Genomic DNA, 13,630 nt, shown 5'->3' with positions numbered 1-13,630 from the left:
CTGCATTAACGTTGGAAAGCTTTCATGCCTGGATAGTAAGCATTGCTACCCAGTTCAGCTTCAATACGCAGTAATTGGTTATATTTCGCAACACGATCAGAACGTGACAGTGAACCTGTTTTGATCTGACCGCACTGGCTTGCAACCGCTAAATCTGCAATAAAGGTATCTTCAGTTTCACCACTACGGTGAGACATGATGGCACCGTATTTAGCAGCAGCAGCCATGGTTAATGCGTTCTGGGTTTCAGTCAGCGTACCGATTTGGTTCAGCTTGATCAGAATGGCATTAGCAATGTTTTGATCGATACCTTTCTTCAAGATTTCTGTGTTTGTTACAAACAAGTCGTCACCGACCAATTGCACATTAGAACCGATTTTGTCAGTCAGGTATTTCCAGCCAGCCCAATCGTTTTCATCCATACCGTCTTCGATACTGATGATTGGATATTTAGAAACCCAGTCAGCTAACAAATCGCCCATTTGTTCAGAGCTTAAGCGTTTGTTTTCTGATTGTAGGAAGTATTCGCCATCTTTGTGGAATTCTGAGCTGGCAACGTCTAATGCCAACATGATGTCAGAACCTGCTTTATAACCTGCGTTATCGATGGCTTGCAGAATCAGCTCAATCGCTTCTTCATTTGATTTCAGATCTGGTGCAAAACCACCTTCATCACCAACAGCGGTATTCAAACCTTGTTTTTTCAATACTGATTTCAGCGCGTGGAAAATTTCAGTACCCGCACGCAATGCTTCAGAGAAGCTTGGCATACCAGCTGGAATAATCATGAACTCTTGGAAGTCAACGCTATTGTCAGCATGTGAACCACCGTTAACAATGTTCATCATAGGTACTGGCAAAGTACGCGCATTGTCACCGCCAAGATAACGATACAAAGGCAAACCTTTTTCATCAGCAGCAGCAACTGCGCTTGCTAAAGAAACAGACAATAATGCATTAGCGCCTAAACGTTGCTTGTTTGCAGAGCCATCAGTATCAATAAGACGTTGGTCTAATGCTTCTTGGTCGGTTACATCCAAACCAACAACCGCAGCGCGTAATTCAGTGTTAACAGCCTCAACCGCTTTCTTAACACCTTTACCTAAATAACGGCTAGCGTCGCCGTCACGCAGTTCTACTGCTTCACGTTCACCAGTTGATGCGCCTGAAGGGACCGCAGCACGGCCCATGGCACCACTCGCCAGAATTACATCGGCTTCTACAGTTGGGTTACCACGTGAGTCCAGAATTTCGCGTGCCCGGACGTCAATAATTTTACTCATTTTGTTCTCCGCTCAATTGCCGGCCAAAGCCGGTTTTGCTCGATTATAAAAACTGATCTTCAATAAAATCTTGTTGTTTGACTGTTTTGTCGATGGCGATCAGCGTTTCTAGCAAAGCCTGCATTTGGCCTAGCGGCCATGAATTCGGTCCATCACTTAAGGCTTTTTCAGGATCAGGGTGAGTTTCCATAAATACCCCTGCTACACCACTAGCAACTGCGGCTCTCGCTATAACAGGTACAAACTGACGTTGCCCACCGCTTTTACCGCCTTGACCACCCGGTTGTTGAACTGAGTGCGTTGCATCAAAAACAACAGGACAGTCCATTTGACGCATGGTCGCCAAACCACGCATATCAGAAATTAACGTGTTGTAACCAAAAGAGGTGCCTCGGTCACACAACATAATTTGTTCGTTGCCAGTTGATTTTGCTTTTTCGGCGACATGAATCATGTCCCATGGCGCAAGGAACTGACCTTTTTTGATATTAACCGGTAGGCCTTGGCTAGCAACATTAACGATGAAGTTTGTTTGACGACACAGAAAAGCTGGTGTCTGTAATACGTCTACAACACTAGCGACTTCTGCTAAAGGCGTGTCTTCATGAACGTCTGTTAATACTGGCAGGCCGTATTGTTTTTTGACTTCTTCAAGTACTTTTAAACCGGCTTCTAAACCAGGACCACGATAGGTTTTGGTCGAAGTACGGTTTGCTTTATCAAAAGATGACTTATAAATAAGCGAAATACCGAGATTGTCACAGATTTCTTTTAGTTGACCTGCAACATCAAGTGTCATTTGTTCACTTTCAATGACACAGGTACCGGCAATCAAAAACAGTGGCTGCTTTTCGCCAACTTCAAAACCACATAAATTCATTAGCTTCTACCCCGCACATCACGATTGGTATTGGCAGCATTAATGAAGCCTTCAAACAACGGATGACCATGACGTGGCGTTGATGTAAATTCAGGGTGGAACTGACATGCGACAAACCAAGGATGACCAGGAATCTCAATCATTTCTGCTAAGCTGTTGTCTTGGGACATACCTGAGAAGACAAGACCCGCTTGCTCTAATTGCGCTTTGTAGTTGTTGTTGAATTCATAACGATGACGATGACGTTCGATGATTTCGGCTTGACCATAAATCTCACGCGCTTTGCTGCCTTCGGTTAAGACACATGGGTAACCACCTAGACGCATGGTGCCGCCCAGATCAGATGCCTCATTGCGTTGCTCAACGCTACCGTCTTCTTTTTTCCACTCAGTAATCAAACCAATAACTGGGTGTTCACAATTCAGATCAAACTCTGTACTAAACGCACCCGTTAAACCGGCTTTGTGGCGTGCGTATTCAATAACTGCTACTTGCATACCCAAGCAGATGCCTAAGTATGGAATATTATTTTCACGGGCAAACTGGGCAGTTTGGATCATGCCCTCGACACCGCGTTTACCAAAACCGCCCGGTACTAAAATAGCATCTACATCCTTGATGCAATCAGTACCTTGTTTTTCGATTAACTCAGAGTCCACATATTGCACGTTCACTTTGGTACGTGTGTGGATACCAGCATGAATCAAAGACTCTGACAGTGATTTATAAGCTTCGGTCAGCTCCATATATTTACCGACCATCGCGATATTTACTTCATGCTGAGGGTTGCTCAAGCTTTCATAAACTTCTTGCCACTGGCTTAAATCGGCAGGTTTCGCATCAATACCCAATTGTTTGACGACAATTTCGTCTAAACCTTGGCGATGTAATTCCATTGGGATTTTGTAGATGCTATCAACGTCGACACAAGAAACAACAGCGTGTTCTGGGACATTAGTAAACAATGCAATTTTACGACGTTCTGATTCCGGTAGTGGACGATCCATTCGGCAAACCAACACGTCTGGTTGAATACCGATAGTTCGTAATTCTTTTACCGAATGTTGAGTAGGCTTGGTTTTAATTTCGCCTGCAGAACTGATGTAAGGCACAAGCGTTAAATGCAAGAATAAAGCTCTACCACGACCTAACTCTGTTGCCATCTGACGAATGGTTTCTAAGAACGGTAGTGACTCGATATCACCCACCGTACCACCGATTTCAATCAAGGCGACATCAGCATCACCCGCACCTTCAAAGATACAACGTTTGATTTCATCAGTAATGTGAGGAATAACTTGAACGGTATTACCTAAATATTCACCACGACGTTCTTTACGAATAACGTTTTCGTAAATCTGACCTGTAGTGTGATTATTACGACTTGTCATATCGGCATCGATAAAACGCTCGTAATGTCCCAAGTCTAAGTCGGTTTCAGCACCATCCTCGGTTACAAACACTTCACCATGTTGCAGCGGGCTCATGGTACCCGGATCAACGTTGATATAAGGATCTAATTTAACCAGCGTGACTTTTAAGCCACGAGCTTCCAGAATGGCTGCCAGTGATGCAGCTGCGATACCCTTACCAAGGGATGACACAACACCACCAGTGACGAATACAAATTTAGTCATATATTGGAGATTTCAACTTTTCTAGGCAGGCCGGAATGGCAGCGCGCAAATAAGCACATAAAGTATCAGAATTGCCCTTTTCGCTCAATTAAAAATCTGTCTAATCTGCATCTCGCACGAAAGGCCACCAGCCTTGTTCACCCTCTGCTGTCAGAGCTTTTGCGCTGATTGCATGATCTGCAACAGCGAGTAACTCTTCCCCCGCAAATAGCAAAGGTAAGCGCACGCGTTGCCAAGGCGGAATTTGCCATTGCTGCAAACAGTTTTTTAAATCATGTCTATGCAAGTGCCCTGCTAACTGAATTTTCTCGCCCCCCTGACGAAATCGGACAGTCAGTCCCGCATCAAAACACCCTTGCTTAATCCCTGAACTCACCTTTTTCCAATCAAGGTAACGACCGTCTGGCAAGCCTACTGACGAGGGTTTATTAATGTTTGTAAACCAATCTGGGGGTACTTCAGGCAATGACTTTTGAACATACAATTTGTCACCAAAACGTCTAGCTTCATTACCAGACCATTGCACTAATGGCTGTGCATCAAGTTTTGCAGCGCAAACTTCATCAATAATTTTCTGCAAAATTACGGTTGTCGGTAATGGGCTGGTAGTTAGATGTAAAAAATAACGTAATACGTTGCGTTGTCTTGCTGGTGATAATGCTAACAAAGCTGAACACGATAAGGTTTTCTCTACAAAATTAGCACTAATCAGTTTTAAGTCTGACTCAGCCATTTCATCGAGCAAGCTTTGCGCTTCACGTAAATGATCGGCACTACGAGATAGCAATTGATTAACGGCTGGCCAACGTGTTTTTAGTAATGGCCAAATTTTATGACGTAAAAAATTACGCTGAATCGAGTCATCATCATTACTTGGGTCATCAACATAAGGCAATTGATGATGAGTGGCATAAGCCACCAATTCGGACTGTTCGATTTGTAGCAATGGTCGAAGAATCGTCATCTTGTGCCATTTACTGGCAAATGACATCGCCGATAATCCACGATTACCCGCCCCTCTCAGTAATTGCAGCATCAAGGTTTCAGCTTGATCTTGTAAATGCTGCCCCGTTACTAAAATGCCATCATCGCCAATATGCCTAGCAATAGCGTCATAACGCGCTTGTCTAGCCGCAGCTTCAAGACTCGCACCGGATGATAAATCGACGTTAACAGTAAGTGTTGTAATGGGTAAACCAAGTGTATCTGCAAACTGCTGACACTGATTTGCCCATTGGCCAGAGTTGGGATTTAGTTGGTGATTGACGTGAACCAGTCGTAATGGCAAATCGTCAAAAGAATTTGCCAGAAGGTGCGTTAAAACAGTGGAATCTAAACCGCCACTGAAAGCCAGCCATAAAGGCTGGCCATTCAGGTAGGGCTGTAATTTAGCAACAAGCTGCTGCGTGTTAATCATCACGCAGTAAAACTATCCCTCAAATGCACCGTATTCCATCAGGCGCGCTTGACGGCGTTTAATGAGTTCTTCAACAGGCATTGCTTGAAGTTGTTTTAACTTAGTGCTGATGGCTTTTTTCATGTTGCTGACCATCAAGTCAACATCACGGTGTGCGCCACCCAATGGCTCATTAATCACTTCATCAATTAATTTAAGTGATTTGAGTCGTTCAGAAGTTACGCCCAAAGTCGCTGCGGCGTCAGATGCTTTTTCAGCACTTTTCCACAAAATTGATGCACAACCTTCTGGAGAAATAACTGAATAAATACTGTATTGCAGCATCATCAAGTGATCAGCAACACCAACGGCTAAAGCGCCACCTGAGCCACCTTCACCGATAACGGTACTCAGGATTGGTGTTTTCAGTTGTGCCATTTCAAATAGGTTGCGGGCAATCGCTTCACTTTGACCCCGCTCTTCGGCGCCGATACCCGGATAAGCACCTGGCGTATCAATAAATGTTAATACGGGTAAGTTAAAGCGTTCAGCCAGTTTCATCACACGTAAGGCTTTACGGTAACCTTCTGGACGCGGCATACCAAAATTACGCGCAACTTTCTCTTTGGTATCACGGCCTTTTTGATGGCCAATCACAATCACTGGTTGACCGTTAAAACGGCCCATACCGGTAACTAAAGCCGCATCATCAGCATAAGTACGGTCACCATGTAACTCTTCAAAGTCGGTGATGAGATGCTTGATGTAATCCAGAGTGTAAGGACGCTGTGGATGACGCGCCATTTGTGTCACTTGCCAAGGCGTTAATGAGGAAAAAATCGACTTGGTCAGCGACTCGCTTTTAGCTTTCAGCTTCTGGATTTCTTCCGTGATATTGAGATCCGTGTCATTGCTCATGTAGCGAAGCTCTTCGATTTTTGCTTCTAATTCTGCAATCGGTTGCTCGTAGTCAAGGAAATTTAACTGCATTACAAAAGGACCTATTATTTTTGGGATAAGGCGAATTATACACACTCATTGCGATGGACTTTTAGCTGAGAATTAACTCACTCTCGTTTCCATCATCATCATGACTGCTATTCAACCGGATTTCTAAACTCAAATCATTACGTGAATCGGCGTTTCGTAATGCCTCTTCTTCGGTAATTTTGCCGTCACTATAAAGTTTCAACAAAGCCTGATCAAAGGTTATCGTACCAGGCTCACTACTCTCTTTCATTGCCGCTTTGATGCCACCAATATCACCTTTGCTAATCAGCTCGCTGATAAATGGCGATGACATCATTACCTCTACTGCTGGGACTAGTGTTCCCGTATCTTTAGTAGGTAATAAACGTTGTGATACGACGGCGCGCAAATTTAGCGACAGATCCATCAGTAATTGACGGTGCATCACTTCAGGGAAGAAATTCAAAATGCGATCTAATGCTTGGTTAGCATTATTGGCATGTAATGTTGCTAAGCATAGGTGACCCGTTTCAGAATACTGAATTGCATGTTTCATGGTGTCCATATCACGGATCTCACCAATCAAAATGACATCAGGCGCTTCACGTAATGCATTTTTCAATGCATTTTCGTAAGACAACGTATCAATACCGACTTCACGTTGTTGCACGATTGAACGATCGTGAGTGTGCACAAACTCCAATGGATCTTCGATGGTCAAAATATGAGAACTGGAATTACGGTTGCGATGACCAATCATGGCAGCCAGCGTTGTTGACTTACCACTACCTGTGGCACCAACAACCAAGATTAAGCCACGGTGTTCCATAATGACGCTACCCAAAACATCAGGTAGGTTCATTTCATCAAAGTTTGGAATATGGGTGCGGATAAAGCGAATAACCATCGACACTTCACCACGCTGACGGAAGATGTTTACCCGGAAACGACCCACACCCGATAAGGGCACGGCAAAGTTCATCTCAAGTGTTTCTTCAAACTCTTCAGCCTGTTCACTATTCATCAGTGAATAGGCCATGTCTTTCACTTCGCCAGGTCCAAGCTTTTTGTTACCGACTGGACGAATCACTTTTTGGATTTTTATTTGTGGCTCCGTGCCGGTACAGAAAAACATATCCGACGCTTGTTTTTCTGCCATCAATTTGAGGTAAGGGGTCATGTCCACGCTATTTACTCCCATGTATCACGATTATTTTTATTAACCCGATCTTCCCAGAAAATCATTAATACCTGATTGATACCATAGCGTTATCAGCCAAGTCTGTCATGGCCTTTAACAAAGTATCCGTTGGTGTTACCTGCCAGTCACTGCCTAACTGAATAACAACTTCTGCATCATGGTTACGGTATTGCAATTCAAGCGGCATCACGCCGCCGGCAAATGGTGCAATTAACCCCTGCAATTTCGTCACCCATTGCGGGTCCTCTGGCGGACTAATTTTTAACTGTAGTGCCTTACCAAACAGCTCTCTAGCTTTTTGCATGTCATAAACAGACTCAGCTGTCGCCGCAAGCCCGCCAGTAAAGTTATCTTGGCCTATCTTGCCCTGAATAACGACAAGTTTGTCTGGTTGAATCACACTTTGATATTGCTCATAGACATCAGCAAAGACGCGTACTTCCAAGCGCGCAGTTTGATCATCCAAGGTAATAAATGCCATTCGGCTGCCATTTTTGGATTTCATGGTACGAATAGCAACAATGAGGCCAGCCGTTAATACCGGTTTTTCATTTCGCTGATAACCTTTTGATTCGGGTGCATCCAAATCAGCAATTCGTTTTGGAATAAACAAACTCAGCTCTTCAACAAAACGATCAATAGGATGGCCGCTTAAATATAATCCTAATGTTTCTTTTTCAGCCTGTAATAAGTGCTCTTCAGACCAAGTTGGCACATCATCCAAAACATTGGTGTTGTTATTTTGCTGTGGATCAGGTGCTGACAAGCCAAACAAGTCGTTTTGGCCGCTATCTACATCCCGACGATGTTGTTCGGCAATTTGCATGGCTCTGCCAAGGCTTGCTTCGATACTGGCGCGATGACCACCAAGTGAATCAAAAGCCCCTGCTTTGACCAACGATTCCATGACGCGGCGATTGATTTTTTTCAACTCAACACGACGACAAAAATCAAATAAAGATGAGAAAGGTTCACCTGCAGCGCGCTCTGCAACAATGCCAACTAACGCAGACTCACCAACACCTTTAATGGCACCCATACCGTAGCGAATCGTATTGGCATCTTCGACCGTAAATTGAATTTTGCTGTGATTCACATCAGGTGGCAGCACGTTTAGTTTCATATCGCGACATTCATCGATAAGACCAACGATTTTATCGGTATTGTCCATATCAGCAGACAACACAGCAGCCATAAATGCCGCTGGATAATGGGCTTTTAACCAAGCCGTTTGATAGGCAACTAAAGCATAAGCTGCCGAGTGAGATTTGTTAAAACCGTACTCGGCAAACTTTTCCATCAAATCAAAAATAGGCCCTGCCTGAGTCTCTTCGATTTGTCGATTTTGGGCACCTTCCAAGAAGATTTGACGTTGCTTGGCCATTTCTTCGGGCTTTTTCTTACCCATGGCGCGACGCAACATATCCGCGCCACCAAGACTATATCCAGCCAGTACCTGAGCAATCTGCATAACTTGCTCTTGGTAAACAATAACCCCGTAAGTCGGTTTTAACACTGGCTCCAAGTCAGGATGAGGGTAATCGACTTTGGCGCGACCGTGTTTTCGGTTAACAAAGTCATCAACCATACCTGATTGCAATGGACCCGGTCGGAACAAGGCAACCAAGGCGATGATATCTTCGAAATTATCTGGTTGAAGGCGCTTGATAAGCTCTTTCATACCGCGCGATTCGAGCTGAAAAACCGCTGTTGTCTCACAACGTTTTAATAAGTCGTAAGTCGGTTTGTCATCGAGCGGTAAATTGGCAATATCAATTTTGGCAAAGTCATCTGGTGGCAATAAGGTCTTCAGATTGTTAACAGCCCAATCGATAACTGTCAGTGTTTTTAGACCCAAGAAGTCAAACTTAACCAGACCGACACTTTCGACGTCATCTTTATCGTACTGCGATACCAAGCCAGCGCCATTTTGCTCACAATAAATCGGCGTGTAATGCGTCAGTTCTTTAGGTGCAATAACAACACCACCGGCGTGTTTACCGACATTACGTGTTAAGCCTTCAAGCTGTAAGGCTAGGTCAATGAGGGTTTTAACCTCTTCTTCTTTATCGTAGCGATCTTTAAGTTGTGGCTCTTGTTCAAGAGCTTTGGTCAGTGTCATTTTTAATTCAAACGGCACTAACTTCGCTAATTGATCAACAAACCCATAAGGATGACCCAACACACGTCCCACATCTCTTAATACGGCCTTGGCGGCCATGGTACCGAAGGTGATGATCTGAGAAACGTGATCACGTCCATAATGTTGGGATACATATTCGATAACCCGGTCACGACCATCCATACAAAAGTCGACGTCAAAGTCAGGTAACGATACCCGCTCCGGATTTAAGAAACGTTCAAACAGCAGATCGTACGCAAGTGGATCAAGATCAGTAATTTCTAAAGCGTAAGCAACCAGTGAACCCGCACCAGAGCCGCGCCCAGGACCTACTGGAACAGCATTATTTTTTGCCCAGCGAATGAAGTCAGCAACGATTAGGAAGTAACCCGGAAAGCCCATTTCATTGATAACATCGAGCTCAACTTGCAGTCGTTGATCATACCGATCACGCTGCGCTTTGAGGTCTTCAGGATCTGGAAATAAAACTTGTAGACGTTTATCCAAACCTTTGGCAGATTCTTGTGAGAAGAACTGTTCAATGGTCATGCCTTCAGGGACTGGAAAATCTGGCAGGTAATGCTCACCTAAAGTGAGTTGTAAATTACAACGCTTAGCAATTTCAACCGTATTTTCCAGTGCTTCAGGAATATCAGAAAACAGCTGTGCCATCTCTTCAGCACTTCGTAAATACTGCTGTTCTGAATAATCACGCGGTCTACGTGGATCGTCTAATAAACGACCATCGTGAATACAAACCTTAGCTTCATGGGCTTCAAACTGGTCTGGCGTGATAAACCGCACATCATTACTGGCGACAACCGGCAGGTCTAATTGCGCAGCAATGGCTAATGCGCCTTGATTGAAGCGCTCTTCGTCGTTTCGGCCAGTTCGTGTAAGCTCAAGATAAAATCTATCGGTAAAGATATCTGCCCATTGTTTCGCAATATCTAAAGCATCATTTTCTCTACCGTTAAGAATGGCTTGTCCGGTAAAACCCTCACGGCCACTAATACAAATAAGCCCCTCGGTTTGTCCCTCCAACCAGTCAGCCTCAAGCATCGGCACACCAAGGTGTTGGCCTTCCATATAGGCCTTTGACAGTAACCGTGACAAGTTGTGATAACCGGTCATATTCATGCAAAGCAGCACAAAGCGCAGACTATTTTTACTATCCTGAGGATCACGCAAACGTAAATCCGCGCCGATAATTGGCTTCACACCCGCCTGCATCGCTGCTGAGTACATTTTTACGGCAGCAAATAGATTATGTTGATCAGTAATGGCGACCGCCGGCATACCCGCAGCAGCGACTGCAGAGATAAGCGGTTTTACACGTACCAATCCATCAATTAGTGAATAATCGGTATGCAGATGCAGATGAACAAATGAAGACATGAATGAAGCTAAAACCTGCAGGTGAACAAGTGCAAATCATAGCACTTGCCGCACCCTATAAACGGTGAACTAATGTTAAAAATTTCAGACCAGTGTTAATTGTGGTTCTGACGGTGGTTGCAAGTCTGCCAATAAATTAACCGACTGCTTCCACTGAGGCTGTTGATGCAACTCCCCCAAAGTCATAGGGTGTCGACCATGTAAACGTAATAAACGCATATGACGTAAGGGCTGCGCTTCACATTTCAAGTTATCTAACACTAAATCAACGGCATCTGGATCATTACAAACCAAAGCCATATCACAGCCAGCAGCTAATGCCGCCTCTGCTCTATCTGCGGCATTACCTGCAACAGCAGCGCCCGCCATACTTAAATCGTCGCTAAATACGGCACCTTGGAAACCAATCTTTTGCCGTAGTACTTTTTGCACCCAAAAAGGTGAAAAGCCTGCTGGCTTATCATCACTTTGCGTAAACACGATGTGGGCTGGCATAACGCCCGCTAAGACACTACTCAAACGTCTGAATGGCACCATATCTTCTGCCCAGATATCTTCAAAATGACGTTCATCAATCGGTAAACCTTTATGCGAATCAACGGTCACCGCGCCATGACCTGGGAAATGTTTTCCAACTGCAGACATCCATGCTGATTTCATCCCTTGAATATAAGCCGCAGCTAATTTACTGACGCTATCGGGATCGCGATGAAAACTACGATCACCAATCACTTCACTAACGCCATAGTCTAAGTCGAGTACCGGTGCAAAACTAAAATCAACACCTACTGCACGTAGTTCTGCCGCCATTAACCAACCTGCTGTTTCAGCAAGTTTTAAGGCGTGACTTGGATGACTATGAAAGTGCTTACCTAAGGCCCCAGCTGGTGGAATATGCGTAAACCCTTTCCGGAAACGCTGCACTCTGCCGCCTTCATGGTCAACAGCGATGAGTAAATGTGGATCACGTAAACGGCGAATTGAGGATGTTAATTCAGCAATTTGTTCTGGCGACTCGTAATTGCGACTAAACAAAATCACACCACCGACCAACGGGTGCTGAAGACGTTCTTTTTCAACCTCTGTCAGCGAATATCCCGCCACATCAATCATTAAAGGCCCGAGGGTCATATTGTTTCCTTATGCTTCAATTAACACCGGCAGTCCCGGCTTCACCATTGAAAATAACTGAATAACAGCATCATTACGCATTCTGATACAGCCATGAGAAAGCGGTTTTCCCATTGGCTCGGTATCTGGCGTGCCATGAATATAGATATATCGACGCATGGAGTCTACGTTGCCCAGACGATTTTTTCCGAGTTCTAGTCCGCTCAGCCACATGATTCTGGTTAATATCCAGTCTCTATCGGGATGCAATGCAGCTAATTGCTCAGAATAGATTTCGCCAGTTGGTCGCCGGCCTCGGAATACAGTATTGATAGGTTGTCCTTCGCCAATACAAGCGCGTACTTGATGCCAGCCTAATGGTGTTTTACCTGAACCATTTTGCTCACCAACACCGTTCAAGGCTGTTGAAACAGGTGCCGTAAACAAACATTTGCCATCTGACCACAGATAACATTTTTGTTCATCAATACGGATCTGTAAAAACTGTTTAGGTTGAAAGTCCATCATGGCTTAACCAGTTGTCGAATCAATGGCGGCTACCATAGCAAAGCACCGTCAATAAAGCGATCCTGACTAACGTCGATACGCTCGGTGAACACCGTAATATTGGTACCATACAGTTAACGTTAAAATCATAAGACCAAACATTGCCAGCCACAGCCATATTGCTGATTTATCTTCTTTTGGAATACGTTCATCAACAATTAAAGGGAGATATTGCTGTTTATCTATGGCTGCAATGGCATCAGCATATTCTTCTAAAGAACCTGCTTCATAAGCTTGATATGGGATTGCCAATGATTTAAAAAAGTCATGCAGTTTCCGCTCTGGCAAATCCTGCCACAAGATACTGTCTTGTGAGGTTTTATCGAGCGTCATCCCTCGGACTGAACGTAAATAAATCCAATACAAATTGAGATTCATTTGCTCATAGGTGGATTTCAATTGTTGTTTTTGATCGGTCGTTAAGATCTGCCCGCCATCCGAAATCAACAATACATTCCGAGAACCACGATAGGTTTCTTTTTGATACATGCTCGCGGCAAGCTGCAACGCTTCGACAATATCAGTTTTTGAAATGCCTTTACCTAAACCGCCAGCTCGGATGGTCGAAAGCACAGCTTCTTTGTTATAAGTCAGAGGTAAGATTTCAACAGCATGCGTGCTGAAATAGACATAACCAAAACGGTCATTAGGCCTACCGTTTACAAATTCGACTAAGTAATCCGTTGAGACAACACGTTTGCTTTTGAAACGTCGACGTTCATTACGGAGCGTATTAAGTGGTGGTCTGGCAAAAATTTCGTCCATGCTACGACTACGGTCAAGTAACACGACAAACTCTGCCCCTTCGCCATAGCGCTGAACACTTTGCTCAGGCAGATAAGGGCCACTAAGCGCCGTTATTAAACATGTAATGACGCCAGCAACCAGACATTTATAAAGCCAAGCTAGCCAAACTGATAAAGCATCAACTGGGTGTAACTTTGACCATACAATCGTTTTACTTTGGTTATGCACAAACCAAGGTAAGAGTGCCAAAGGCAACAATAAAAAGTATTCAGGCTTGGTCCAGCTTAGCTCGAACACAGCCCGACACAATTTGGCAGGAT

The 13,630-nt window shown here is 44.3% G+C and carries 10 protein-coding genes; all 10 read right to left on the bottom strand.

The window, feature by feature from the left end; translation table 11 throughout:
• Positions 1–5: 5 nt before the first annotated feature.
• A complete protein-coding gene (gene eno, locus OMP94_RS02460; protein ID WP_266275618.1) occupies positions 6–1,283 on the bottom strand; it encodes a phosphopyruvate hydratase in 1,278 nt (425 codons plus the stop codon).
• Between the two features lie 43 nt (positions 1,284–1,326).
• Positions 1,327–2,163, bottom strand: a complete 837-nt coding sequence (gene kdsA, locus OMP94_RS02455; RefSeq protein WP_266275616.1) for a 3-deoxy-8-phosphooctulonate synthase — start codon at positions 2,161–2,163, stop codon at positions 1,327–1,329.
• On the bottom strand, positions 2,163–3,800 hold the full coding sequence (locus tag OMP94_RS02450; RefSeq protein WP_266275614.1) for a CTP synthase: 1,638 nt from the start codon (positions 3,798–3,800) through the stop codon (positions 2,163–2,165). Before OMP94_RS02450 ends, kdsA begins: the two co-directional genes overlap by 1 nt.
• A 100-nt stretch (positions 3,801–3,900) precedes the next feature.
• Positions 3,901–5,217, bottom strand: a complete 1,317-nt coding sequence (gene tilS, locus OMP94_RS02445) for a tRNA lysidine(34) synthetase TilS (protein WP_266276436.1) — start codon at positions 5,215–5,217, stop codon at positions 3,901–3,903.
• A gap of 12 nt (positions 5,218–5,229) precedes the next feature.
• Positions 5,230–6,186 carry an acetyl-CoA carboxylase carboxyltransferase subunit alpha gene (locus OMP94_RS02440; protein WP_266275612.1) on the bottom strand — a complete coding sequence of 319 codons (957 nt, stop codon included), beginning with the start codon at positions 6,184–6,186 and terminating at the stop codon, positions 5,230–5,232.
• 61 nt (positions 6,187–6,247) lie between these two features.
• Positions 6,248–7,351: a PilT/PilU family type 4a pilus ATPase gene (locus OMP94_RS02435; RefSeq protein ID WP_323135048.1), complete on the bottom strand. Its 1,104-nt coding sequence runs from the start codon at positions 7,349–7,351 to the stop codon at positions 6,248–6,250.
• Between the two features lie 58 nt (positions 7,352–7,409).
• Positions 7,410–10,886: a DNA polymerase III subunit alpha gene (dnaE, locus tag OMP94_RS02430; RefSeq protein WP_266275608.1), complete on the bottom strand. Its 3,477-nt coding sequence runs from the start codon at positions 10,884–10,886 to the stop codon at positions 7,410–7,412.
• A gap of 84 nt (positions 10,887–10,970) precedes the next feature.
• Positions 10,971–12,017 carry a beta-N-acetylhexosaminidase gene (gene nagZ / locus OMP94_RS02425; RefSeq protein ID WP_266275606.1) on the bottom strand — a complete coding sequence of 349 codons (1,047 nt, stop codon included), beginning with the start codon at positions 12,015–12,017 and terminating at the stop codon, positions 10,971–10,973.
• 9 nt (positions 12,018–12,026) lie between these two features.
• Positions 12,027–12,524, bottom strand: coding sequence for a L,D-transpeptidase family protein (locus OMP94_RS02420; RefSeq protein ID WP_416240439.1), 498 nt, complete (start codon positions 12,522–12,524; stop codon positions 12,027–12,029).
• 66 nt (positions 12,525–12,590) lie between these two features.
• On the bottom strand, positions 12,591–13,607 hold the full coding sequence (locus OMP94_RS02415; protein ID WP_266275604.1) for a vWA domain-containing protein: 1,017 nt from the start codon (positions 13,605–13,607) through the stop codon (positions 12,591–12,593).
• Positions 13,608–13,630 lie beyond the last annotated feature (23 nt).

The sequence above is a fragment of the Methylophaga sp. OBS3 genome (assembly GCF_026319325.1).
Lineage (GTDB): Bacteria > Pseudomonadota > Gammaproteobacteria > Nitrosococcales > Methylophagaceae > Methylophaga.
The sequence above is the reverse complement of the archived record's forward strand: the minus strand, read 5'-3'. Positions and strand labels throughout refer to the sequence as shown.

What these genes read in the sequence shown, in the direction of transcription:
- eno (WP_266275618.1), bottom strand. Translation starts at nt 1,283, where the DNA reads ATGAGTAAAATTATTGACGTCCGGGCACGCGAAATTCTGGACTCACGT.
- kdsA (WP_266275616.1), bottom strand. Translation starts at nt 2,163, where the DNA reads ATGAATTTATGTGGTTTTGAAGTTGGCGAAAAGCAGCCACTGTTTTTG.
- OMP94_RS02450 (WP_266275614.1), bottom strand. Translation starts at nt 3,800, where the DNA reads ATGACTAAATTTGTATTCGTCACTGGTGGTGTTGTGTCATCCCTTGGT.
- tilS (WP_266276436.1), bottom strand. Translation starts at nt 5,217, where the DNA reads ATGATTAACACGCAGCAGCTTGTTGCTAAATTACAGCCCTACCTGAAT.
- OMP94_RS02440 (WP_266275612.1), bottom strand. Translation starts at nt 6,186, where the DNA reads ATGCAGTTAAATTTCCTTGACTACGAGCAACCGATTGCAGAATTAGAA.
- dnaE (WP_266275608.1), bottom strand. Translation starts at nt 10,886, where the DNA reads ATGTCTTCATTTGTTCATCTGCATCTGCATACCGATTATTCACTAATT.
- nagZ (WP_266275606.1), bottom strand. Translation starts at nt 12,017, where the DNA reads ATGACCCTCGGGCCTTTAATGATTGATGTGGCGGGATATTCGCTGACA.
- OMP94_RS02420 (WP_416240439.1), bottom strand. Translation starts at nt 12,524, where the DNA reads ATGATGGACTTTCAACCTAAACAGTTTTTACAGATCCGTATTGATGAA.